The organism is Pseudomonas sp. BMW13 (genome assembly GCF_013357275.1).
GTDB classification, from domain to species: Bacteria; Pseudomonadota; Gammaproteobacteria; order Pseudomonadales; family Pseudomonadaceae; genus Aquipseudomonas; species Aquipseudomonas khazarica.
On record NZ_SUKD01000037.1, the window covers coordinates 1 to 21,499 of the forward strand.

General features: G+C 65.8%; 23 protein-coding genes and 1 other RNA gene. 10 read left to right on the top strand and 14 right to left on the bottom strand.

What is annotated here, in order from left to right:
* Positions 1-228: 228 nt before the first annotated feature.
* Positions 229-1,587 carry a glutamine synthetase family protein gene (locus tag E4487_RS23130; protein WP_037056753.1) on the bottom strand — a complete coding sequence of 453 codons (1,359 nt, stop codon included), beginning with the start codon at positions 1,585-1,587 and terminating at the stop codon, positions 229-231.
* A 794-nt stretch (positions 1,588-2,381) separates the two neighbouring features.
* On the opposite strand from E4487_RS23130, the gene E4487_RS23135 reads away from it, so the two are divergent.
* The 5 genes from E4487_RS23135 to aguA all read left to right on the top strand — a co-directional run bounded on the left by E4487_RS23135 (position 2,382) and on the right by aguA (position 7,989).
* Positions 2,382-3,761 (top strand): glutamine synthetase family protein, encoded by a 1,380-nt coding sequence (locus tag E4487_RS23135; RefSeq protein ID WP_037056751.1) that lies wholly within the window; start codon positions 2,382-2,384, stop codon positions 3,759-3,761.
* Positions 3,762-3,935: 174 nt separating this feature from the next.
* Positions 3,936-4,994: a polyamine ABC transporter substrate-binding protein gene (locus tag E4487_RS23140; protein WP_037056749.1), complete on the top strand. Its 1,059-nt coding sequence runs from the start codon at positions 3,936-3,938 to the stop codon at positions 4,992-4,994.
* 63 nt (positions 4,995-5,057) lie between these two features.
* Positions 5,058-5,699 (top strand): TetR/AcrR family transcriptional regulator, encoded by a 642-nt coding sequence (locus E4487_RS23145; RefSeq protein WP_037056747.1) that lies wholly within the window; start codon positions 5,058-5,060, stop codon positions 5,697-5,699.
* A gap of 221 nt (positions 5,700-5,920) precedes the next feature.
* On the top strand, positions 5,921-6,802 hold the full coding sequence (gene aguB / locus E4487_RS23150; protein ID WP_037056744.1) for an N-carbamoylputrescine amidase: 882 nt from the start codon (positions 5,921-5,923) through the stop codon (positions 6,800-6,802).
* Positions 6,803-6,882: 80 nt separating this feature from the next.
* Complete coding sequence (gene aguA, locus E4487_RS23155) at positions 6,883-7,989, top strand: agmatine deiminase (RefSeq protein ID WP_175254479.1); 1,107 nt, start codon at positions 6,883-6,885, stop codon at positions 7,987-7,989.
* A gap of 137 nt (positions 7,990-8,126) precedes the next feature.
* Here aguA and E4487_RS23160 read toward each other — a convergent pair whose 3' ends face one another.
* The 13 genes from E4487_RS23160 to E4487_RS23220 all read right to left on the bottom strand — a co-directional run bounded on the left by E4487_RS23160 (position 8,127) and on the right by E4487_RS23220 (position 19,073).
* Entirely contained in the window at positions 8,127-8,315 is a 189-nt protein-coding gene (locus E4487_RS23160) for a DUF2892 domain-containing protein (protein ID WP_047591620.1), read from the bottom strand.
* 14 nt (positions 8,316-8,329) lie between these two features.
* Positions 8,330-8,749, bottom strand: coding sequence for a DUF6691 family protein (locus E4487_RS23165; RefSeq protein ID WP_175254480.1), 420 nt, complete (start codon positions 8,747-8,749; stop codon positions 8,330-8,332).
* Between the two features lie 2 nt (positions 8,750-8,751).
* Positions 8,752-9,186 (bottom strand): YeeE/YedE family protein, encoded by a 435-nt coding sequence (locus E4487_RS23170; RefSeq protein ID WP_175254481.1) that lies wholly within the window; start codon positions 9,184-9,186, stop codon positions 8,752-8,754.
* Positions 9,183-9,497: a metalloregulator ArsR/SmtB family transcription factor gene (locus E4487_RS23175; RefSeq protein WP_037056733.1), complete on the bottom strand. Its 315-nt coding sequence runs from the start codon at positions 9,495-9,497 to the stop codon at positions 9,183-9,185. The genes E4487_RS23170 and E4487_RS23175 overlap by 4 nt, the downstream gene beginning before the upstream one ends.
* Positions 9,498-9,636: 139 nt before the next feature.
* Positions 9,637-10,026, bottom strand: a complete 390-nt coding sequence (gcvH, locus tag E4487_RS23180) for a glycine cleavage system protein GcvH (protein WP_047588890.1) — start codon at positions 10,024-10,026, stop codon at positions 9,637-9,639.
* Between the two features lie 94 nt (positions 10,027-10,120).
* On the bottom strand, positions 10,121-11,203 hold the full coding sequence (gene gcvT, locus E4487_RS23185) for a glycine cleavage system aminomethyltransferase GcvT (RefSeq protein WP_175254482.1): 1,083 nt from the start codon (positions 11,201-11,203) through the stop codon (positions 10,121-10,123).
* A gap of 229 nt (positions 11,204-11,432) precedes the next feature.
* Positions 11,433-13,049 carry an iron ABC transporter permease gene (locus tag E4487_RS23190; protein WP_175254483.1) on the bottom strand — a complete coding sequence of 539 codons (1,617 nt, stop codon included), beginning with the start codon at positions 13,047-13,049 and terminating at the stop codon, positions 11,433-11,435.
* Between the two features lie 173 nt (positions 13,050-13,222).
* Positions 13,223-14,224, bottom strand: coding sequence for an extracellular solute-binding protein (locus E4487_RS23195; RefSeq protein ID WP_175254484.1), 1,002 nt, complete (start codon positions 14,222-14,224; stop codon positions 13,223-13,225).
* 95 nt (positions 14,225-14,319) lie between these two features.
* Positions 14,320-14,631 carry a YceK/YidQ family lipoprotein gene (locus E4487_RS23200; RefSeq protein ID WP_150607596.1) on the bottom strand — a complete coding sequence of 104 codons (312 nt, stop codon included), beginning with the start codon at positions 14,629-14,631 and terminating at the stop codon, positions 14,320-14,322.
* A 34-nt stretch (positions 14,632-14,665) separates the two neighbouring features.
* Entirely contained in the window at positions 14,666-15,883 is a 1,218-nt protein-coding gene (locus E4487_RS23205) for a 2-octaprenyl-3-methyl-6-methoxy-1,4-benzoquinol hydroxylase (RefSeq protein WP_037056723.1), read from the bottom strand.
* A gap of 93 nt (positions 15,884-15,976) precedes the next feature.
* The gene (ubiH, locus tag E4487_RS23210; RefSeq protein WP_037056721.1) at positions 15,977-17,161 is read right to left on the bottom strand and encodes a 2-octaprenyl-6-methoxyphenyl hydroxylase; all 1,185 of its coding nucleotides are present in this window, start codon (positions 17,159-17,161) and stop codon (positions 15,977-15,979) included.
* 4 nt (positions 17,162-17,165) lie between these two features.
* A complete protein-coding gene (gene pepP, locus E4487_RS23215; RefSeq protein WP_037056719.1) occupies positions 17,166-18,500 on the bottom strand; it encodes a Xaa-Pro aminopeptidase in 1,335 nt (444 codons plus the stop codon).
* 18 nt (positions 18,501-18,518) lie between these two features.
* A complete protein-coding gene (locus E4487_RS23220; RefSeq protein WP_175254485.1) occupies positions 18,519-19,073 on the bottom strand; it encodes a YecA family protein in 555 nt (184 codons plus the stop codon).
* Positions 19,074-19,267: 194 nt separating this feature from the next.
* Here E4487_RS23220 and E4487_RS23225 point away from each other — a divergent pair, with 194 nt between their 5' ends.
* From E4487_RS23225 to E4487_RS23245, 5 genes are all read left to right on the top strand, one after another.
* A complete protein-coding gene (locus tag E4487_RS23225; protein ID WP_003458652.1) occupies positions 19,268-19,477 on the top strand; it encodes a TIGR02449 family protein in 210 nt (69 codons plus the stop codon).
* Positions 19,474-19,779: a cell division protein ZapA gene (locus tag E4487_RS23230; RefSeq protein WP_037056715.1), complete on the top strand. Its 306-nt coding sequence runs from the start codon at positions 19,474-19,476 to the stop codon at positions 19,777-19,779. The genes E4487_RS23225 and E4487_RS23230 overlap by 4 nt, the downstream gene beginning before the upstream one ends.
* Before the next feature lie 66 nt (positions 19,780-19,845).
* A non-coding RNA gene (ssrS, locus tag E4487_RS23235) (6S RNA) lies at positions 19,846-20,024 on the top strand.
* Positions 20,025-20,073: 49 nt separating this feature from the next.
* The gene (locus E4487_RS23240) at positions 20,074-20,670 is read left to right on the top strand and encodes a 5-formyltetrahydrofolate cyclo-ligase (protein WP_175254486.1); all 597 of its coding nucleotides are present in this window, start codon (positions 20,074-20,076) and stop codon (positions 20,668-20,670) included.
* A 379-nt stretch (positions 20,671-21,049) separates the two neighbouring features.
* Positions 21,050-21,499 carry an EVE domain-containing protein gene (locus E4487_RS23245; protein WP_037056712.1) on the top strand — a complete coding sequence of 150 codons (450 nt, stop codon included), beginning with the start codon at positions 21,050-21,052 and terminating at the stop codon, positions 21,497-21,499.

Consider the following 21,499-nt stretch of genomic DNA (forward strand, 5'->3'; position numbering starts at 1 on the left):
GATGCGCGGGCCGTTCTCGGCCAGCTGCTTGTAGTCACTGAACGGCGCCAGATGGTGGGCCTGGCTCAGGGCCTGCCACTGAGCGGTCTTGGGGTTCTTGGCTTGCTGGTTCATCACAACACCTTCTTTGTGCGGGCCGCTCGGGCGGCCCGCGGAAATCCGTTGAATCGTGGCAGGCGCCGTCGCGAACGAAGCGCCTGCCACCGAGCCATCAGCGGCTCTGCATCGTCACACCGACAGCAACAGGAACTCGCGCTCCCAGGAACTGATCACGCGCTTGAAGTTCTCGTGCTCGGCACGCTTGACCGCGACGTAGCCACGGATGAACTTCTCGCCGAGGAACTTCTCGGCGTCCTTGCACGACTCCATACGCTCCAGCGCGCTCTCGATGGTCACCGGCAGGCGCAGGTTGCGACGCTCGTAACCACGGCCCTTGACCGGTGCCCCGGGCTTCACGCCACCGACCATGCCCATGTAGCCGCACAGCAGGGTCGCCGCCAGCACCAGGTAGGGGTTGGCATCGGCGCCGGCCAGGCGGTTTTCCACGCGACGGTTCTGCGGACTGGCTTCCGGTACGCGCAGGCCCACGGTGCGGTTCTCCTCGCCCCACTCCACGTTCACCGGCGCCGAGGTATCGGGCAGGAAGCGGCGGAACGAGTTGACGTTCGGCGCGAACAGCGGCAGCAGCTCCGGGATGTACTTCTGCAGGCCACCGATGTGGTGCAGGAACAGCTCGCTCATCGTCCCGTCTTCATTGGAGAAGATGTTCTTGCCGGTCTTGATGTCGACCACGCTCTGGTGGATGTGCATGGCACTGCCCGGCTCGTCGGTGATCGGCTTGGCCATGAAGGTCGCCGCCACGTCGTGCTTGAGCGCGGCCTCGCGCATGGTGCGCTTGAACACCAGAATCTGGTCGGCCAGGTGCAGGGCGTCGCCGTGACGGAAGTTGATCTCCATCTGCGCCGGCCCTTCCTCGTGGATCAGGGTGTCCAGATCCAGGCCTTGCAGCTCGCACCAGTCGTACATGTCTTCGAACAGCGGATCGAACTCGTTCGCCGCGTCGATGGAGAAGCTCTGACGGCCGGTTTCCGGGCGGCCGGAACGGCCGACAGGGGCCTCCAGCGGGAAGTCCGGGTCACTGCTGCGCTTGGTCAGGTAGAACTCCATCTCCGGTGCGACGATGGGTTTCCAGCCTTTGCCTTCGTACATCTGCAACACCTTCTTGAGGATGTTGCGCGGCGACAGCTCGATGGGGTTGCCCTGCTTGTCGAAGGTGTCATGGATCACCATGGCGGTGGGCTCGATGGCCCAGGGCACGACGAACACGGCGTTCGGGTCGGGACGGCAGAACATGTCGATGTCCGCCTCGTCCAGCAGGTCGTAGTAGATGTCGTCCTCGACGTAGTCGCCGGTCACGGTCTGCAGCAGCACGCTCTCGGGGAGGCGCATGCCCTTCTCGTCGAGGAACTTGTTGGTCGGCGAGATCTTGCCGCGGGCAATGCCGGTCAGGTCACTGATCAGGCATTCGACTTCGGTGATTTTGCGTTCTTTCAGCCAGCTCGTGAGCTGGTCTAGCTTGGTACTCATAGAGACCTCAGGGTTGTAGAACCAACTAGGGTTATAGTCGGTTCAGCGTTGCCCCGCCCTCCCCCTGCAAGCCTCACCAAAGGCCTGGAGGAGCGCGAGATATTCGTGTGGATGCTACTAGGGGTGCAGCACCTCCGGCACCTGACTTTTAGCTCCATCGAAAGAAAATGGCGCGCTTCTGCGTTGCTGCAGCGAGGCGTCTATCTCGCGGCTAAGCGCGAGACGCCTCGAACCCGGGACGCCCTCGTGCGTTGCAGGACGCGGGCCAAGGCGCAGGCACTGCAGCGATACGGCGCTGCGTGCGCTATCGTGCTGGGTAATGAGCGAGCGGAAAGCCTGACGAGACAGGCCGAGCGGCGCGAAAGCCGCCGAAGAGAACGTACGCTGCCGCGCTGCCGCAGCAAGCGCGCCACCCTGCGTGGGGCGAAGACGTCCCCTGGCGTGAAGGGGAGTGCTGGTAGCGTGACCGATGCTGGTCCTGACACAAGCGCTGACGCCGATAGTCGGCAGGCGAAACATGAGACACCCGTATTATTGCTGTTATGGGTTTGAACCGAGCTTAGCCTTGTTCATTTTTTTACACAATAGCTCTGTAAAAAATTGAACACACCCCACTGAGCACCTTGGTAGATCAGCGTTTGGACCACCCATAACGGCCCTGAAACGCCCCAAAAATGGCCATCACGCCCCACAAGAGGGCATGAATGGCCCTGCTTGACAGTAATGTGCGTTTCGGATTGACTCACACCCATGCAGTTGCATGATTGATATTTTTAACAAAAAGGTGTTGCATCATGTCGGTACCCCCGCGTGCCGTTCAGCTTAACGAAGCGAACGCGTTCCTTAAGGAACATCCTGAGGTCCAGTTCGTCGACCTTCTTATTGCAGATATGAACGGTGTGGTGCGTGGCAAGCGCATCGACCGTAACGCCCTTCACAAGGTGTACGAGAAAGGCATCAACCTGCCCGCCTCGCTCTTCGCGCTCGACATCAATGGTTCCACCGTCGAAAGCACCGGCCTCGGCCTGGATATCGGCGACGCCGACCGTATCTGCTTCCCCATCCCCAATACCCTGTGCAACGAACCCTGGCAGAAGCGCCCCACCGCGCAGCTGCTGATGACCATGCACGAGCTGGACGGCACGCCTTTCTTCGCCGATCCACGCGAGGTATTGCGCCAGGTGGTACAGAAGTTCGACGAACTGGGCCTGCGTATCTGCGCAGCCTTCGAACTGGAGTTCTACCTGATCGACCAGGAGAACGTGAACGGCCGGCCGCAGCCACCGCGCTCACCGATCTCCGGCAAGCGCCCGCACTCCACCCAGGTCTACCTGATCGACGACCTCGACGAATACGTCGACTGCCTGCAGGACATGCTCGAAGCCGCCAAGGAACAGGACATCCCGGCCGACGCCATCGTCAAGGAGAGCGCGCCCGCGCAGTTCGAGGTCAACCTGCACCACGTCGAAGACGCCATCAAGGCGTGCGACTACGCGCTGCTGCTCAAGCGCCTGATCAAGAACATCGCCTATGACCATGAAATGGACTCCACCTTCATGGCCAAGCCCTATCCGGGCCAGGCGGGCAACGGCCTGCATGTGCACATCTCGCTGCTGGACAAGAAGACCGGCAAGAACATCTTCGCGGCCGACGATCCCCTGCAGAACACCTCGCTGCGCCATGCCGTCGGCGGCATCCTCGACACCATGGCCGCGTCGATGGCCTTCCTCTGCCCCAACGTCAACTCCTACCGCCGCTTCGGCGCGCAGTTCTACGTGCCCAACGCACCGAGCTGGGCGCTGGACAACCGCACCGTGGCCGTACGCGTACCGACCGGCAGCGCGGACGCCGTGCGCATCGAGCACCGTGTCGCGGGCGCCGACGCCAACCCCTACCTGATGCTGGCCTCGATCCTCGCCGGTATCCACCACGGCCTGACCAACCAGATCGAGCCGGGCGAACCGATCGAGGGCAACTCTTACGAACAGCTCGACCCCAGCCTGCCGAACAACCTGCGCGATGCCTTGCGCGAGCTGGACGACAGCGAGGTACTGAACAAGTACATCGATCCCAAGTACATCGACATCTTCGTCGCGTGCAAGGAAGCCGAGCTGCAAGAGTTCGAAACCACCATTTCCGACCTCGAGTACAACTGGTATCTGCACACCGTGTAACACCCCGGAAAGCCGGCCGTAGAGCCGGCTTCTTTTTGCCTGCACACTGCCTGCTCTGGCGCTCTGCGCCGGAGCCAGCAGCGGTTCGCCGCACGGCGACTCCGCTGACATGAATCAACCTCCGACGGCCACGGCCGCCGGATACTGTTGCCTTCATCCATCAGGGAGCTTCTCATGCAACGCGCTTTTGCCGCCGTCCTGCTAGGCCTGATCTCCGGCCTGAGCCAGGCCGCCGACAGCATCCGTGTCTACAACTGGAACGATTACATCGCGCCGCAGGTGCTGGAAAACTTCACCCGCGACACCGGTATCGAGGTGGAGTACCACACCTTCGCCAGCGCCGAGGAACTGAACGCCGCGCTGGAAAGCGGCCAGGCCATCGACATCGCCGTGCCCTCGCACAACGAACTGCCGACGCTGATCGCCAACGGCCGCATTCGCCCTCTGGACTTCAACCTGCTCCCTAACCGCTCGCACCTGGACAAGCAGCTGCTCAGCAAGCTGGCCGCGGTCGACCCGCAGAATCAGCACGCCGTGCCCTACCTGTGGGGCGCCGTGGGCCTGGCGATCAACACGCCGCAGGCCGAGGCCGCCTACGGCGGGCCGCTGCCGGAGAGCTGGAGCCTGCTGTTCGACCCCGAGAAGAGCGCGCGCCTGGCCAGCTGTGGCATCAGCGTGCTGGACGCGGCGGACGAGACCCTGTCGCTGCTGCTCAACTACCAGGGCCGCAGCCTGGCCCGTAGCGCACCGAGCCGCATCGAGCGCGCCGGCGACCTGCTCCAGTCACTGCGCCCGAACCTGCGCTACGTCGACAGCGAGCGCTACATCGACGACCTCAGCAACGGCAGGCTGTGCCTGGCCGTGGCCTGGGTCGGCGATGCGCTCGCTGCGGCGCAGGCCGGCCAGCCGGTGCGCTTCCTGGTACCGCAGGAGGGCTCGGTGCTGTTCGTCGACAACCTGGTCATCCCCAGCAGCGCCAGCCGTCCGGAGCTGGCCCACCGCTTCATCGACTACCTGATGCAGCCGCAGGTCATCGCCCAGGTCACCGCCGAAACGCTCTACCCCAACGGCAACGCCGACTCGGCGCAGTTCATCGATGCCGCCCTGCTCGCCCAGCCCGGCCTCTACCCGGACCAGGACACCAAGCGGCGCCTGTATCCGCTGGAGGTCCTCTCGGACAAGCATGCCCAGGTGCGCGACCAGATCTGGCAGCGCTTCCGCGATGGTCCCTGAAGACGCTTGCCTCGCTGGCGCCGGCTGACGTCCAATAGCACCTCGCCCACCGAGGAGCCCGTCATGTCGCGCCCCGCCAGCACCCGCAAGCCACGCGCCAGCAGCCAGGCCCGCATCGCCGGCATCCTCGCCTCGGCCCGCGAGCTGCTGGCCGCACACGGCATGGCCAACCTGTCGATCTACACGGTGGCCGAGCACGCCGGGATCCCGCCGTCCTCGGTCTACCACTTCTTCGCCAGCGTGCCGGCGCTGCTCGAGGGCCTGACCGCCGACGTGCACGCCGCCTTCCGCGCCTGCCTGCAGGAGCCGGTCGAGCACGCCAGCCTGCGCAGCTGGCATGACCTGTCGCACGTCATCGAGCGACGCATGCTGGCCATCTATGCCCGCGATGCGGCGGCCCGCCAGCTGATCCTGGCCCAGCACGGCCTGGCGGAGGTGACCCAGGCGGATCACCAGCACGACATCGAGCTGGGTCGCCTGATGCAGGCCCTGTTCGAGCGCCACTTCCCCCTGCCGCAATTGCCGACGGATATCGATGTATTCGCCCTGGCCATGGAGCTTGGCGACCGTGTCTACGCCCGCTCGGTACAGCTGCACGGCGAAATCACGCCGCGCCTGGCCGAGGAAGGCATGCGCGTGTTCGATGCCTACCTGGGCCTCTATCTGCCGGCCGCTCTGCCGAAACGCACGACCCCGCTCGCCTGACCCGAAGCCTTGCCGCTGCTGCCTGCCCAGGCGGCGGCTTGTTTCTGCACGCCCAATAAAAATCGATATGAATCGAAAAATATCGACCAGAGGGCGCTCACCTCTCTTCTAATACCGATATTTATCGGATATAAATCGACCATCACGCCGTGGTCGATCTCCTCCAGCCATGGCACTCCGCAGAAGACTGACCGGCCATGCCGGCTCACAAGAGGTGCTTCATGTCCCGTATCGTCACCGTCGCCGCGACCCAGATGGCCTGCTCCTGGGATACCCGCGCGAACATCGCCAACGCCGAGAAGCTGGTGCGCCAGGCAGCGGCCCAGGGTGCGCAGATCATCCTGATCCAGGAGCTTTTCGAGACCCCCTACTTCTGCCAGAAGCCCAACGCCGACTACACCCAGCTGGCCACCACGGTCGAGGAGAACCCGGCCATCGCACACTTTCGCAAGGTTGCCGCCGAGCTGAAGGTGGTCCTGCCGATCAGCTTCTTCGAGCGCGCCGGGCGGGCCCGCTTCAACAGCATCGCGATCATCGATGCCGATGGCAGCAACCTCGGGATTTATCGGAAAAGCCATATCCCGGACGGCCCCGGCTATCACGAGAAGTACTATTTCAACCCAGGCGACAGCGGCTTCAAGGTCTGGGACACCGCCTACGCCCGGATCGGGGTCGGCATCTGCTGGGACCAGTGGTTCCCCGAATGCGCACGCAGCATGGCGCTGATGGGCGCGGAGATTCTCTTCTACCCCACCGCCATCGGCAGCGAGCCGCATGACCCGAACATCAGCTCGCGCGACCACTGGCAGCGCGTTCAGCAGGGCCATGCCGGCGCCAACCTGATGCCGCTGGTCGCCAGCAACCGCATCGGCCGCGAGGAGCAGGACGGTTACGACATCACCTTCTACGGCAGCTCGTTCATCGCCAACCCGTACGGCGAGAAGGTCGAGGAACTGGACCGCAGCGAAGAAGGCGTCCTGGTGCACAGCTTCGATCTGGACGAACTGGAGAAGATACGCACGGCCTGGGGTGTGTTCCGCGACCGCCGGCCGAACCTATACTGGCCACTTTCCACGCTCGACGGCGCAAGCCTCTGCGAATAAGCCCAACGATGTCGCGCCCCGTTCGCAATCCGGGGCGCGGCGACAGACACCCCGGATCGCCTCCGGGCTACAGGTGAAATATGACGACCCTGAGCAGCACTCCTCGCGCCGATGGCTTCCGCATGCCGGCGGAATGGGAACCCCACAGCCAGACCTGGATGGTCTGGCCCGAGCGCCCGGACAACTGGCGCAACGGCGGCAAGCCGGCACAGGCCGCCTTCAGCGCCGTGGCCAAGGCCATCGCCCAGTTCGAGCCGGTGACCGTCTGCGTCAGCGCGGCGCAGTACGAGAATGCCCGTGCGCGCCTGGACGACGAGCGTATTCGCCTGGTGGAGATCACCACCGACGACGCCTGGGTGCGCGACACCGGGCCGACCTTCGTGACCAACGCCAGCGGCGAAGTACGCGGCGTGGACTGGACCTTCAACGCCTGGGGTGGCTTCGATGGCGGCCTGTACTGGCCGTGGCTGCGTGACGACCAGGTGGCGCGCAAGATCCTCGAGATCGAGGGCAGCAAGCGCTACCGTACCGAGGGCTTCGTGCTCGAAGGCGGCTCCATCCATGTCGATGGCGAAGGCACCCTGATCACCACCGAAGAATGCCTGCTGAACAGGAATCGCAACCCTCACCTGTCACGCGAGGAGATCGAGCGCGTGCTCCACGAGCACCTGGCCATCGATACGGTGATCTGGTTGCCGGACGGACTGTACAACGACGAGACCGATGGCCACGTCGACAACTTCTGCTGCTATGTGCGCCCGGGCGAGGTGCTGCTGGCCTGGACCGACGACGCCAACGACCCCAACTACCCGCGCTGCCAGGCCGCCATGCGCGTGCTGGAAAGCGCCCGCGATGCCAAGGGCCGCCAGCTGACCGTGCACAAGATGCCCATTCCCGGCCCGATCCACGCCACTGCCGAAGAGTGCGCAGGCGTCGACATGGCCGACGGCAGCCAGGAGCGCGATCCGTCGATCCGCCTGGCCGGCTCCTACGTCAACTTCCTCATCGTCAACGGCGGCATCGTCGCGCCGAGCTTCGCTGATGCCAAGGACGAGGAAGCCCGCGCCATCCTCCAGCGTGTATTCCCCGAGCATCGCGTGGTCATGGTGCCAGGCCGCGAAATCCTGCTCGGTGGCGGCAACATTCACTGCATCACGCAGCAGCAGCCGGCGCCGCAAGGCCGCTGAGTCGTGCGGGGTGGGTGCAACCCGCCCCTCTGCCGACCGCTTTCTCTCGTGCCCTACCTGTCAACGCCCGACACATGTCGGGCGTTTTCGCGTTCCCGCACGCGCAAGGAAGCGTGGCAGCGCCCGTGCCATGCACTTCATTCGATCTTGCAGGTGTTGATACCCAGCAGCGGATAGACCGGGCAGAACCGCAGGACGCCGGTCGCCAGCGGCACCACGCCGATCCAGCCCCACAGGCCGACGATGCCGGTCAGGCTGAGTGCGATGAGCATCAGGCCCACGGCGATGCGCAGGCTACGGTCGAGCGTTCCAACATTGGCTTTCATCGGGGTTCTCCAGGTCAGCGCCCGCGCCGGCCCTCCAGCACGGAAAAGATCAGCATGCCGGCGAGCATCGCGACGACGAACAACGGCGCCTGCCAGTGCCCGCTCAGCAGGATGGCCAGGGCCGGGCCGGGGCAGATGCCGGCGATGCCCCAGCCGATACCGAACAGCAGGCTGCCGCCGATCAGGCGGGCGTCCAGATCGCGCCGGGTCGGCAGTTGCATCGCGCCGCCGAGCAACGCCCGCGTGCGGCGCCGCGCCAGGTTCAGCGGCAGCGCGGCGACGCCGATGGCGCCCGCCATCACCAGCGCCAGCGAGGGGTCCCAGTGACCGCCAAGATCGAGAAAGGCCAGCACCTTGGCCGGATCGGCCATGCCGGCCAGCAGCAGCCCGATGCCGAACAGCAGACCACAGACGAACGCAATCACACGGCGCATGCTCAGCCCCCCAGCAGATGACGCAGAACGAACACGGTGGCGAACCCGCTGGCCATGAAGCACAGCGTCGCCACCAGCGAGCGTGGTGACAGCCGGGAGATGCCGCAGACGCCATGGCCGCTGGTACAGCCCGAGCCATAGCGCGTGCCGATGCCGACCAGCAGCCCGGCAACGACCAGGCCCAGGCCGCCAACCTCGAAGTGGACCGCCGGCAGCGCGCGGAACAGCCCCCAGAGCAAGGGCGCCAGCAGCAGGCCGACGACAAAGGCGGCCTTCTCGCCACGGCCTTCCGCGTTGCGCTGCAGCAGGCTGCCGAGCAGACCGCTGATGCCGGCGACGCGACCGTTGGCCAGGGCGAAGATCGCCGCCGCCAGGCCGATCAACGCGCCACCGGCCAGGGCGCTCCATGGCGTGAAACTGACCCAGTCGATGCTCATGACGGCCCCTCGCAGAACAGGCGGTACAGCGTTTCGATCACCGCCAGCGCCGCCGGGCTGCTGATGCGGTAGAAGATCTGCTTGCCGTCGCGCCGGGTCTCCACCAGCCCCTCGCGACGCAGCACGGCGAGCTGCTGCGACAGGGTCGGCTGCTGGATGCCGAGCAGCGCCTCCAGCTCGCTGACATGGCGCTCGCCCTGCGACAGCTGGCACAGCAGCAGCAGGCGGTCGGGGTTGGCCAGCGCCTTGAGCAGCTGCCCGGCGGCATCGGCATTGGCCCGCAGCTGCTGGATATCGATGGGTTCGTTCACGGCCTATACTCAAGCAAAATACAATATGTATTTTTATATATTGTATTTTGAAAAAGTGTAAGCCCGACGACCAACGGTCATCGCTTGCCACAGACAACAAAAAACCCGCCGAAGCGGGTTTTCTGTCTAGGGACGCGAATCAGGCATCGGCGTCGGCGGCAGCCTGATAGGCCGACGCATCGAGCAGCTTGTCCAGCTCGCTGGCATCGCTCGGCTTGAGCTTGAAGAACCAGCTGCCGTACGGGTCGCTGTTGACGCTTTCCGGGCTGTCGGCCAGGGCATCGTTGATGGCGATCACTTCGCCGCCAACCGGGGCGTAGATGTCGGAGGCGGCCTTGACCGACTCCACCACACCCGCTTCCTGGCCGGCGTTCAGTTGCTTGCCCACTTCCGGCAGCTCGATGAACACCACGTCGCCGAGGGCTTCCTGGGCGTGGTCGGAAATGCCCACGGTCACGCTGCCGTCAGCCTCCAGGCGTGCCCACTCGTGGCTGGCGGCATAACGCAGATCGGCGGGGATATTGCTCATGTTCGATTCCTCGTAGACGGTGACGGCAAGTGGGCCGTCAGGACAATTTAGCAGGCCGTGGCGAGAGGGACAGCCAACGCCGCGACCTGATGATTCAGATAAGGGTTTTGCCGTTGCGCACGAAGCCGGGGCGGACCACTCGCACCGGGTACCACTTGCCACGGATTTCCACCTCGGCACGATCCCCCGTGGCCGCCGGCACCCGCGCCAGGGCGATGGACTTGTTCAGCGTAGGCGAGAAGCTGCCGCTGGTGATCTCGCCCTCGCCCAGCCCTTCGACGCGCACCACCTGGTGGGCACGCAGCACGCCACGCTCTTCCAGCACCAGGCCGACCAGCTTGCTCTGGCAACCGGCAGCACACTCCGCTTCGAGTGCCGCGCGACCAATGAAGTCACGCTCGGCAGGCTCCCAGGCAACGCTCCAGGCCATGTTTGCGGCACGCGGTGAGACGTCTTCGTCCATGTCCTGGCCGTAGAGGTTCATGCCCGCCTCGAGACGCAGGGTGTCGCGGGCACCGAGGCCGATGGGCGAGATACCGGCACCGACCAGCTCGTTGAGGAAGGACACCACCTCGGTCACCGGCAGGACGATCTCCAGCCCATCCTCGCCGGTATAACCGGTGCGAGCGATGAACCAGTCGCCCTCAGGAAGGCCCTGGAAGGGCTTGAGCTCATGGATCAGTGCGGCCCGCGCCTGGGTCACCAGCTCAGCAACGCGCGCACGCGCCTTGGGGCCCTGGATCGCGAGCATGGCCAGGTCGCGCCGCTCGCGCAGCTCGACGGCGAAATCAGCTGCCTGGGCATGCATCCAGGCCAGATCCTTGTCGCGGGTTCCGGCGTTGACCACCAGCCGGTAGCCGTCAACGGTGAGGTAGACGATCAGGTCGTCGATCACTCCGCCGCGCTCGTTGAGCATGGCGCTGTACAGCGCCTTGCCGGTGCTCTGCAGGCGGGCGACATCGTTGGCCAGCAAGCGCTGCAGATAGGCCTGGGCCTGAGCACCGGAGACATCCACGACACACATGTGCGAGACGTCGAACACGCCGCAGTCGCGACGCACCTGATGATGTTCCTCCACCTGCGACCCGTAGTGCAGCGGCATGTCCCAGCCGCCGAAATCCACCATCTTGGCACCCAGTGCCAGGTGCAGGTCATAGAGAGGGGTACGCTGTCCCATGGGTGTCTCCTTCCGGGCTTGGCGAAGCGATCCAGACGCCGAGACGCTGCTGGCGTGGCCAGTGCTGCATTGCACCGGCCGCCGCGCGTGCGCTTTTCGACACGTCTGCCGGGTTACCCGGTTCGCGAATGGCGCGCATTGTAGCCGCAAGGTGCGCAGGGGTCATCTGACCAAAGGTCGCGCAGGCGAGCCGCCGCCGTACAACGCCCCGCCAGAGCCCTCGGCAGGCTCAGCCGAAGCTGCGCGCCGAGCGGCGAATCAGCAGGATGACCGGCAACAGGCCGACCAGCACCAGGGTCAGCGCCGGCAACGCGGCACGCGCCCACTCCCCTTCGCTGGTCATCTCGAACACCCGCACGGCGAGCGTGTCCCAGCCGAAGGGACGCATCAGCAGGGTCGCCGGCATCTCCTTGAGCACATCGACGAACACCAGCAGCGCGGCGGACAGGGTGCCCGGCAGCAACAGCGGCAGATAGACCTTGAAGAACAGGCCCAGGCCGCCGACGCCGAGGCTGCGCGACGCCTCCGGCAACGACGGGCGGATACGCGCCAGGCTGGTCTCCAGCGGGCCGAACGCCACCGCCAGGAAGCGGATCAGGTAGGCCACCAGCAGGGCCGCCAGACTGCCCAGCAGCAGGGGCTTGCCGGCACCACCCAGGGCCGTCGACAAGGGGATCACCATCTCGCGGTCGAGGAAGCTGAACGCCAGCATGATCGCCACCGCCAGCACCGAGCCCGGCAGGGCATAACCCAGGTTGCCCAGGGCGACGCCGACGCGCACCGCGCGGTTGGGTGCCTGGCGCCGGGCGAAGGCCAGCAGCATGGCCACGCTGACCGTGATCAGCGCCGCCAGGCCACCCAGGTAGAGGGTGTGCAGGATCAGGCCTGCATAGCGCTCGTCCAGGTCGAAACGCCCGCGCTGCCAGAACCAGGCCAGCAGCTGCAGCAGCGGAATGACGAAGGCACAGGCGAACACCAGGCCGCACCAGGCGCTGGCTGCGAAGGCCTTCCAGCCGTGCAGCTGGTACAGGGCCTTGCCCCTTGGCCGCTCGTTGGCCGGGCGCGCCGCACCGCGCGCACGACGCTCGCCATAGAGCACCAGGGCGACCGCGAGCAGCAGCAGGCTGGCCAACTGGGTCGCGCTGGTCAGGCTGTAGAAGCTGTACCAGGTCTTGTAGATCGCCGTGGTGAAGGTGTCGAAGTTGAACACCGACACGGCGCCGAAGTCGCCCAGGGTCTCCATGATCGCCAGGGCCAGGCCGGCCCCGATGGCCGGTCGCGCCATGGGCAGGGCCACGCGCCAGAAGGCCTGCCAGGGGCTCTGCCCGAGCACGCGCGCCGCTTCCATCAGGCCCTTGCCCTGGGCCAGGAAGGCCCCGCGGGCGAGCAGGTAGACGTAGGGATAGAACACCAGCACCAGGACGATGATCACGCCGCCGGTGGAGCGCACGCGCGGCAGGCGCAAGCCGCTGCCGAACCACTCGCGCAACAGCGTCTGCACCGGGCCGGCGAAGTCCAGCAGGCCGACGAAGACGAACGCCAGGACATAGGCAGGGATGGCGAAGGGCAACATCAGCGCCCAGTCCAGCCAGCGCCGCCCGGGGAACTCGCAGAGGCTGGTGAGCCAGGCAAGGCTGACCCCCAGCAGCGTCACGCCCACAGCCACGCCGATCACCAGGGTCAGCGTGTTGCCGATCAGCCGAGCCATCTGCGTCTGCCACAGGTGTGCCCAGATCTGCGGGTCCACCTCGTGCCAGCTCAACAGCAGCACCGACAAAGGCATCAGCACCAGAGCGGCTACGGCAAGGACAATGGGGTACCAGCGACGCTGGACAGGATGCGGCACGCGGATTCCTCGGCGACGGAAAGGACGACGCCCCGGCAAGGCGGGGCGTCGCAGTATAACGGCAGCGGTCAGATCGTCGAACGTCTGCCTCGACGATCAAGGCGCAGGGTGGCTCAGGTTCTGGCGCTCCACCATGGTGGATGAAGAGGCGTCATTCCCCTGCGCAATCCCCCTTACTGCCAGCCGGCGCGGTCCATCAGCATGGTCGCTTCGGCCTGGCGCTTGCCGGCCACTTCGGTGGCGACGCTGTCGGCCTTGAACGTGCCCCAGGACGCCACCTCGGCAGACGGCTCGACCGCCGGGTTGGCCGGATACTCCTGGTTGACGCCGGCGAAGATGCCCTGCGCTTCCGGGGTGGTCATCCACTCCAGCAGCTTCCTGGCCTGCTCGGCATGCGGGGCATGCTGGGTGACGCCGGCACCGGCCAGGTTGACGTGCACGCCACGGTCATCCTGGTTCGGCCAGAAGGGTTTGACCTTGAGGTCCGGCTGCTGCTTGTGCAGGCGGCCGTAGTAGTAGGTGTTGGTGATGCCCACGTCGCACTGGCCGGCGTCGATGGCCTGCAGCAGCGCGGTGTCATCCGGGAACACGTCCGTGGCCAGGTTGTTGACCCAGCCCTTGATGATCTCCTCGGTCTTCTCGGCGCCATGGGCCTCGATCAGCGTGGCGGTCAGCGACTGGTTGTAGACCTTCTTGCTGGTACGCAGGCACAGGCGGCCTTCCCAGTTCTTCCCCGCCAGCGCTTCGTAGGTGGACAGCTCCTCCGGCTTGACCCGCTCGGTGGAGTAGAAGATGGTCCGCGCGCGCAGCGACAGGCCGGTCCAGCTGTCGGTGCTGGAGCGATACTGGGCCGGGATGTTGGCGTCGATCACGGCGGACTTGGTCGGTTGCAGCACGCCTTCCTGCTCGGCCTGCCAGAGGTTGCCGGCATCGACGGTGATCAGCATGTCGGCCGGGGTATTGGCCCCTTCGGCCTTGAGGCGGGCGATCAGCGGCGCTTCCTTGTCGGTGATGAACTTCACCTGCACACCCGTCTTGGCGGTGTAGGCGTCGAATACCGGCTTGATCAGTTCGTCGATGCGCGACGAATAGACCACGACTTCATCGGCGGCCTGGACGGCAGTAGCCAGGGTGCTGAGGGTGAATGCGGCGAGAAGCGCGTTGCGAGCCTTCATGGGACCAGCCTCTTATGGGTAAGCAAAAGTGGCTGAATAGTAGTGAATGTTATTTGCCTTCTCAACGAAACCTTCCCTTACGCAAGGGTCAGTTGTTACAAAGCATTTTCAGGCTCGCGGGCGGCCCGCAGATCGGCAGGCAGGAGCAAGGTATCGATCAGCGCATCGAGCGGTAGCGAGACGACCGCCAGCACGGGACAGACGACGCTGAACCAGCAAACCACCGTCCCGGGATTACCGCTGCCGCTGGGGCCAGGGCGCATCCCCAGCAGGTAGAGATCGCCGTTGACGCTCTTGTAGGTCTCCACCGGCAGGGCGCCGTTTTCGCCCTCGCGGCCCGTCAGGGTGCCGCAGCCGCCTGCGACAGCGAACAACGATATCCACACACCACGCAGCAGGTGCTTCATGCACGCTCCTCGTTCATCCATGAAAGGAGCGGGCTCAGGCCCTGGCCAGCTCCGGCAGGTCACCGGAAAGCCCCAGCGCCTGGCGCACGAACAGCGCCTTGGCCTCGGCCTGGCCGTCGACCAGGTCGAGGCCCATGTTGCGCAGCAGACGCAGCGGCAGGGGGTCAGCCTGGAACAGGCGCTGGAAGCCTTCCATCGCGGCCATCATCGCCAGGTTGTGCGGCATGCGGCGGCGTTCGAAACGGCTCAGCACGCGCTCCTCGCTCAGGTTCTCGCCACGTGCGGCGGCATGCTGCAGCACCTCGGCGAGCACGGCGGCATCGAGAAAGCCCAGGTTCACGCCCTGCCCCGCCAGCGGATGGATGGTGTGCGCGGCGTCGCCGATCAGCGCCAGCCCCGGTTCCACGTAGCGCTTGGCATGACGCTGACGCAGCGGGATGCACAGACGGCGGTCGGCATGCAGCAGCGTGCCGAGACGCGACTCGAACGCCTTGCCCAGCTCACGGCAGAAAGCCTCGTCGTCCAGCGCCATCAGGCGCTCGGCCTCGGCCGGCACGGTGGACCAGACGATCGAGCACCAGTGCTCGCCAGCCGGCCCGGCCAACGGCAGGAAGGCCAGCGGACCATCGTCGGTGAAGCGCTGCCAGGCCGTGGCCTGATGCGGACGCTCGCAACGCACGCTGGTGACGATCGCGTGGTGCAGGTAATCCCATTCGCGCGTGGCACAGCCGGCCAGGCGGCGCACGGCGGAATTGGCGCCATCGGCCGCGACAAGCAACGGCGCACGCAGCTGACGGCCATCGGTGAGGGTCAGCAGCCAGTCGTCACCACTGCGGCGCAGCTGTTCCAGGCGCGCGCCGGGCAACAGACCGATCTGGCTGTCGTGCAGGCGCTCGAGCAGGGCGTCCTGCACCACACGGTTCTCGACGATATGCCCCAGCGTCTCGGCATGCACGCTGGCCGCGGCGAAGTGGATGCTGCCGGTGCCGGAGCCATCCCACACGCGCATCTCACCGTAGGGGCAGGCCCGTCGGGCGGCGATGCCGTCCCAGGCGCCCAGGCGCTGCAGGATGCGCTGGCTGGCCATGGACAGGGCACTGACCCGTGGCTCGAACGGCGCCTGTGCGACGAAGGGCGGCACGCTGAGCGGGCTGCCATCGACGATCAGGATGTCCAGCCCACTGTGCTCCAGCGCCAGGGCCAGCGTACTGCCCACCATGCCGGCGCCGACGATGATCAAATCCGCGCGCATATCATTCCTTAAACCCAGGGGTGCGTGCTGCGCACCGCTCGGAATCCATGGTGCGCACGGCCTGGGCGGCCCCGCGACACCCTACGAATCGACTCACAGACTGCGGGTTCCCAGACCCATGGCCTGCCGCGCGAACCAGCGCTTGGCCGGCGGCAGCAGGTCGAGGCCGAGCAGCCCCAGGTTGCGCCCGGCGCTGAGCAGCGGCTGGGCATTGCTGAACAGGCGCGTCACCTGGTCGGAGAAACCGACGGTCAGTTGCTGGTCGAGCTGCTGCCGTTGCTGGTAGCGCTGCAGCGTGGCGAAGTCGCCCAGCGGCCCCTCGCTGCCGATCAGCACCTCGGCCAGCGCCAGGGTATCGCGCAGCGACAGGTTGTAGCCCTGGCCCGCGATGGGGTGCAGGCTGTGCGCCGCATTGCCGAGCACCACCAGGTGCGGCCGCACCTGCTCCTGCGCCTCGACCAGGCTCAATGGATAGAGATGCCGGGCACCGACCTGTTGCAGCGCGCCCAGGCGATAGCCGAAGGCCTGCTGCAACTCGCCGAGGAAGCTCGCCGCGCTGATCGCCAGCAGGCGTTCGGCATCGGCGCTCGCACGCGTCCAGACCAGCGCGCAGCGGTTGTCGCTCAGCGGCAGCAGGGCCATCGGGCCGTCATCGGTGAAGCGTTCGAAGGCCTGCCCGCGATGCGCCTCCAGCGGGCTGACATTGGCGATCAGCGCACTCTGCCCATAGGGTTTGACGTTGACGCCGATGCCGAGCTGCTCACGCAGGGCAGAGCGGCCGCCATCGGCGAGAATGGCCAGGTCGCACTCGAGGCTGGCGCCGTCACTCAGCGTCAGACGATAGCCATCGTCCAGGCGCTGCATCGCGCTGACCTCCGCCGGGCAGCGCCATTCGACGACATCGGCATCCAGCGCCTGCCACAGGCAATGGCCGATCCAGGCGTTTTCCACCACATAGCCCAACGCCGGCACGCCCTCTTCGATCGCCTGCAGGCGCGTGGCGCCGAAACGGCCACGGTCGGAAACGTGGATCTGCTGAATCGGCTCGGCCCGCTGGGCGATGCCCTGCCACAGACCGAGGCGCTCGTAGATCAGCCGGCTGCCGTAGGACAGCGCGGTGGAGCGTGCGTCATAGCTGGGCTGGTAGTCGCTGCCCGGAGCGAAGGGTTCGATCAGCGCAATGCGCCAGCCCCGCTGCCGCGCACTGTCCTGCAGGGCCAGCGCCAGGCTGGCACCGACCAGGCCACCGCCGATGATCGCCACATGCACACGTGACATGGGCTCAGGCCGCCTCGCTGCGCGCGGCCGCCATCAGTGCCTCGATCTCGGCGACGCTCTTGGGCACCCCGCCGGTGAGAATCTCGCAGCCCTTGCGGGTCACCACCACGTCGTCCTCGATACGCACGCCGATGCCGCGCCATTTCCTGGCGACCGCCTCGTTGTCGGTGGCGATGTAGATGCCCGGCTCGACGGTCATCGCCATGCCCGGTTCGAGCACGCGCCATTCCCCGCCGACCTTGTAGTCGCCGACATCATGCACGTCCATGCCCAGCCAGTGGCCGGCCCGGTGCATGTAGAAGGGTTTGTAGGCTTCGCTGGCGATCAGCTCGTCGACATCGCCGCTGAGCAGGCCCAGCTCGACCAGGCCGGCAGTGATCACGCGAACGGTGGCTTCGTGCGCCTCGTTCCAGTGCTTGCCCGGAGCGATGTGCTTGAAGGCTTCCTCGTTGGCCGCCAGCACCAGCTCGTAGATGGCCTTCTGCTCGGGCGAGAAGGTGCCGCTGACCGGGAAGGTGCGGGTGATGTCGCTGGCGTAGCAGTCGATCTCGCAGCCGGCGTCGATCAGCACCAGGTCGCCATCCCTGAGCGCCGCGTCGTTTTCGCGGTAGTGCAGGATGCAGGCATTCTTGCCCGCCGCGACGATGCTGCCATAGGCCGGCATCTTCGCCCCGCCCTTGCGGAACTCGTAATCCAGCTCGGCTTCCAGATGGTACTCGTGGAGGCCGGCGCGGCTGGCCTGCATCGCGCGGATGTGCGCACGCGCACTGATCTCGGCAGCCTCTTTCATCACCTTCACCTCGGCAGCCGACTTGTACAGGCGCATGTCGTGCAGCAGGTGGTCGAGGGCGACGAACTCGTTCGGCGGCGTAGCCCCCTGACGGGCCTTGGCGCGGATGTGGTTGATCCACTCCATCAGGCGCTGGTCGAACTCCTGATTGCAGCCGATGGCGTAGTAGACGCGCTCGCGCCCCTCGATCAGCCCCGGAAGAATGTCGTCGATATCGCCGATGGGAAACGCATCGTCGGCCCCATAGCTGGCGATGGCGCCATCCTGGCCAGCACGCAGGCCGTCCCACAGCTCGCGCTCGGGATCGCGCTCACGGCAGAACAGCACGTACTCGCCGTGCTCGCGACCGGGAATCAGCGCCATCACCGCTTCCGGCTCGGGGAAACCGGTGAGGTACTGGAAGTCGCTGTCCTGGCGGTAGGTGTGCTCGACATCGCGGTTGCGGATATACACCGGCGCAGCCGGCAGGATGGCGATGCTGTTGGGTTCCATCTGCGCCATCAGCGCCTTGCGCCGACGGGCGTATTCGGACTTGGGGATGCTGGTCAAGACGGGCTCCGGGAAAGATCAGTGCAGGGAGGGTTTGGCGGCAGGCGCCGCGGGCTTCACGCACTCGGTGAACAACAGCAGGGGCGCGACGCGCAGGTATTCCATCACTTCCATGTAATCGCTCTCGCCATCCTCGGATTCCTCCAGGCCACCCTGGACCTGGGCGATGGCGGACAGATCCTGCAGCACTTCCATGGCCTCGGCGCTCAGCGCGCCGTCGCGGGCGGTCAGGCCGAAGCCACCGAGGAAGCCCTGGCACCACTGGCCCAGCGCAACCGCACGTTGCGCCAGGGGTGTTTCGTCATCCGGCAGCAGCAGCACCAGGCTGATGTCCTCGCTGCACAGCTCGCCCTTGACCATCTCCTGCAGACCGATCAGCGCCTGGCGCACGTTGTCCTGCGGCTCACCGCCGAGCAGGTCGGTGGCGTCGAGCAGCCAGGCATCCGGCTCGAAGCCGGCACCGGCGCAACTGCGGCCGAGCAGCAGGCCATGCAGTTCAGCGGGCGAGACGGTGTGCCCTGCGCTGCTCAGCAGAGCGGCGAAGGCGGCGTAGGGAGAACTTGGAATCGACATAGATAGCTAGGCGCCAGACGGCGCAATCTCTAGAATGGAGGCCTCGTATCCTAGCACCGGCAGACGCGGCAAGACCATCGAAGTCCGCCGGGGTGTCGATGACGTCGTACGCATCACGCCACTGCCATCTGGGTTTGACCCCTACCCGGGTCCAGCCTATATAGTCCAGCCATTCCCTCCCATAGCGAGAGCCCATGGAAGACGCCGATCTGCACGCATTGACCGCCAAGCTGGAGCTGCTGATCCAGCGTGTCGAGCAGCTCAAGGCTCACAACCGACTCCTGCTGGCGAATGAACAGGCCTGGCGCGAGGAACGCGCCCATCTGATCGAAAAGAACGAAATGGCCCGGCACAAGGTCGAATCGATGATTTCGCGCCTCAAAGCCCTGGAGCAGGACTCATGACCCAGTCGAACACCGTGACCGTCCACATTCTGGACAAAGAATATTGCATCGCCTGCCCCCAGGACGAACGCGCCAACCTGGAAAGCGCCGCGCGCTACCTGGATGGCAAGATGCGCGAGATCCGCACCAGCGGCAAGGTGATCGGCGCCGACCGCGTGGCAGTGATGGCGGCCCTGAACATCACCCATGACCTGCTGCACAAGCAGCAGCGCCTGGATCAGGACGCCAGCTCCACGCGCCAGCAGGTGCGCGACCTGCTCGATCGCGTCGACCGCGCCCTGACCGACGACTCGGCTTCCTGAGCCGAACATGCCTGCCAGTTCGTCGCAGGCCGCCCCTCCACCCGTCTATTCGGGTATACTGGCCGCCACTTCCTGGGGTGTGCGCCAGTCGGGGATGTCCCTGAGCCGATACGCACAACCACGGGGGTTGCATGTTGGGGCAGGTGTGCATGTCCGCCTGACGGAAAGCCTTAACGCCTCCTGCAACCTCCACCTTGAACTTTCGGGTTCAAGGGCTAAACCGACAGCGGCACGCTGGGAAGTCACCTCCCCCTCCGGTAGCCGCCGCTACCCACCCCGCTTCATCCTCTGCCCATGACTCCTACCGCCCCACTCAGCCGCCCGCAACTGCGCCGTGTGCTGCGCCAGCGTCGTCGTGCGCTCAGCCGCAGCCAGCAACGCAGCGCCGCGCGCAACCTGTACCGCCAACTGGCGCAGAGCCCGCAGTTTCGCCGCGCCCGGCACATCGCCCTGTACCTGCCCAACGACGGCGAGATCGACCCTCGTCCGCTGCTGGCAGCCGCGCAGAAACGCGGCAAGCGCACCTACCTGCCGGTGCTCAGCGCCTGGCCGCGCACCAAGATGGTGTTCCAGCGCGTCACCCGGCACGAGAAACTGGCGGGCAATCGCTTCCGCATCCTCGAACCCAGCCCGCACCGCAAACGTCAGCGCAAGCTCTGGGCACTGGACCTGGTGCTGCTGCCGCTGGTGGGGTTCGACGACCGCGGCGGTCGCCTGGGCATGGGCGGTGGTTTCTATGACCGCAGCCTGGCCTACCTGCGCATGCGCAAAAATTGGCACAAGCCGACGCTATTGGGACTAGCGCATGAATGTCAGCGGGTGGACGAACTGGCGATGGCCAGCTGGGATGTGCCCTTGCAGGCGACGGTGACGGACAGGCGCTGGTACTGACGAGCGGGTGGCACCGCGATCCTTGCGGCGCTGACGCTGCGAGCCCGCGAATCAGGGCTGCTGCGTGACCTTGATGGAAACGTCGCTCTGGCGCTCCCAAAGGCTCTGGGTGTAACCCGTGGTAACCACGCCCAGACTGAAAAGTACTACGAGAACCCACAAAAGATCTGGCTTGCGTTTCATCTATTGCCTCCCCCTTCAAGGCAACTGCGCGCGTTGGTCGCGCGTTATTGTTGTGTGCAATACGACGTCGCCAAGCGTTAAGCCGGGCATTTTCCGCCAGGGCCGAGCGCGGTGCAATTTCTGGCGCCAACCGGCTGTCGGAGAGTTCCACTCAAACGAGCGTCCGCTAACGGACAGACCTGCAGGAGCAAAGTTCATGCCTTATTGGTTGATGAAGTCCGAACCCGACGAATTGTCGATCCACGACCTGCAACGCCTGGGCAAGACGCGCTGGGATGGCGTGCGCAATTACCAGGCGCGCAACTTCCTGCGCGCGATGCGTCCGGGCGATCAGTTCTTCTTCTATCACTCCAGTTGTCCGCAGCCGGGCATCGCCGGCATTGGCCGCATCGACGGCGAGGTCTACCCGGACCCGACCGCACTGGACCCGCAGAGCCACTACCACGACCCCAAGGCCAGCCCGGAGAAGAACCCCTGGAGCGCGCTGGATGTGGCGTTCGTCGAAGCCTTCGCCGAGGTGCTGCCACTGCAGCACCTGAAGAACAACCCACTGCTGGCCGAACTGGCCCTGGTGCAGCGCGGCAGCCGGCTCTCGGTGATGCCCGTCGGCGAAAAAGAATGGACGGCGATCCTGGCCATGCGTTGA

Bases quoted from the DNA above. Each gene is read 5' to 3' on its own strand.
- E4487_RS23130 (WP_037056753.1), bottom strand. From the start codon at position 1,587: ATGAGTACCAAGCTAGACCAGCTCACGAGCTGGCTGAAAGAACGCAAA.
- E4487_RS23135 (WP_037056751.1), top strand. From the start codon at position 2,382: ATGTCGGTACCCCCGCGTGCCGTTCAGCTTAACGAAGCGAACGCGTTC.
- E4487_RS23140 (WP_037056749.1), top strand. From the start codon at position 3,936: ATGCAACGCGCTTTTGCCGCCGTCCTGCTAGGCCTGATCTCCGGCCTG.
- E4487_RS23145 (WP_037056747.1), top strand. From the start codon at position 5,058: ATGTCGCGCCCCGCCAGCACCCGCAAGCCACGCGCCAGCAGCCAGGCC.
- aguB (WP_037056744.1), top strand. From the start codon at position 5,921: ATGTCCCGTATCGTCACCGTCGCCGCGACCCAGATGGCCTGCTCCTGG.
- aguA (WP_175254479.1), top strand. From the start codon at position 6,883: ATGACGACCCTGAGCAGCACTCCTCGCGCCGATGGCTTCCGCATGCCG.
- E4487_RS23160 (WP_047591620.1), bottom strand. From the start codon at position 8,315: ATGAAAGCCAATGTTGGAACGCTCGACCGTAGCCTGCGCATCGCCGTG.
- E4487_RS23165 (WP_175254480.1), bottom strand. From the start codon at position 8,749: ATGCGCCGTGTGATTGCGTTCGTCTGTGGTCTGCTGTTCGGCATCGGG.
- E4487_RS23170 (WP_175254481.1), bottom strand. From the start codon at position 9,186: ATGAGCATCGACTGGGTCAGTTTCACGCCATGGAGCGCCCTGGCCGGT.
- gcvH (WP_047588890.1), bottom strand. From the start codon at position 10,026: ATGAGCAATATCCCCGCCGATCTGCGTTATGCCGCCAGCCACGAGTGG.
- gcvT (WP_175254482.1), bottom strand. From the start codon at position 11,203: ATGGGACAGCGTACCCCTCTCTATGACCTGCACCTGGCACTGGGTGCC.
- E4487_RS23195 (WP_175254484.1), bottom strand. From the start codon at position 14,224: ATGAAGGCTCGCAACGCGCTTCTCGCCGCATTCACCCTCAGCACCCTG.
- E4487_RS23200 (WP_150607596.1), bottom strand. From the start codon at position 14,631: ATGAAGCACCTGCTGCGTGGTGTGTGGATATCGTTGTTCGCTGTCGCA.
- E4487_RS23205 (WP_037056723.1), bottom strand. From the start codon at position 15,883: ATGCGCGCGGATTTGATCATCGTCGGCGCCGGCATGGTGGGCAGTACG.
- ubiH (WP_037056721.1), bottom strand. From the start codon at position 17,161: ATGTCACGTGTGCATGTGGCGATCATCGGCGGTGGCCTGGTCGGTGCC.
- E4487_RS23220 (WP_175254485.1), bottom strand. From the start codon at position 19,073: ATGTCGATTCCAAGTTCTCCCTACGCCGCCTTCGCCGCTCTGCTGAGC.
- E4487_RS23225 (WP_003458652.1), top strand. From the start codon at position 19,268: ATGGAAGACGCCGATCTGCACGCATTGACCGCCAAGCTGGAGCTGCTG.
- E4487_RS23230 (WP_037056715.1), top strand. From the start codon at position 19,474: ATGACCCAGTCGAACACCGTGACCGTCCACATTCTGGACAAAGAATAT.
- E4487_RS23240 (WP_175254486.1), top strand. From the start codon at position 20,074: ATGACTCCTACCGCCCCACTCAGCCGCCCGCAACTGCGCCGTGTGCTG.
- E4487_RS23245 (WP_037056712.1), top strand. From the start codon at position 21,050: ATGCCTTATTGGTTGATGAAGTCCGAACCCGACGAATTGTCGATCCAC.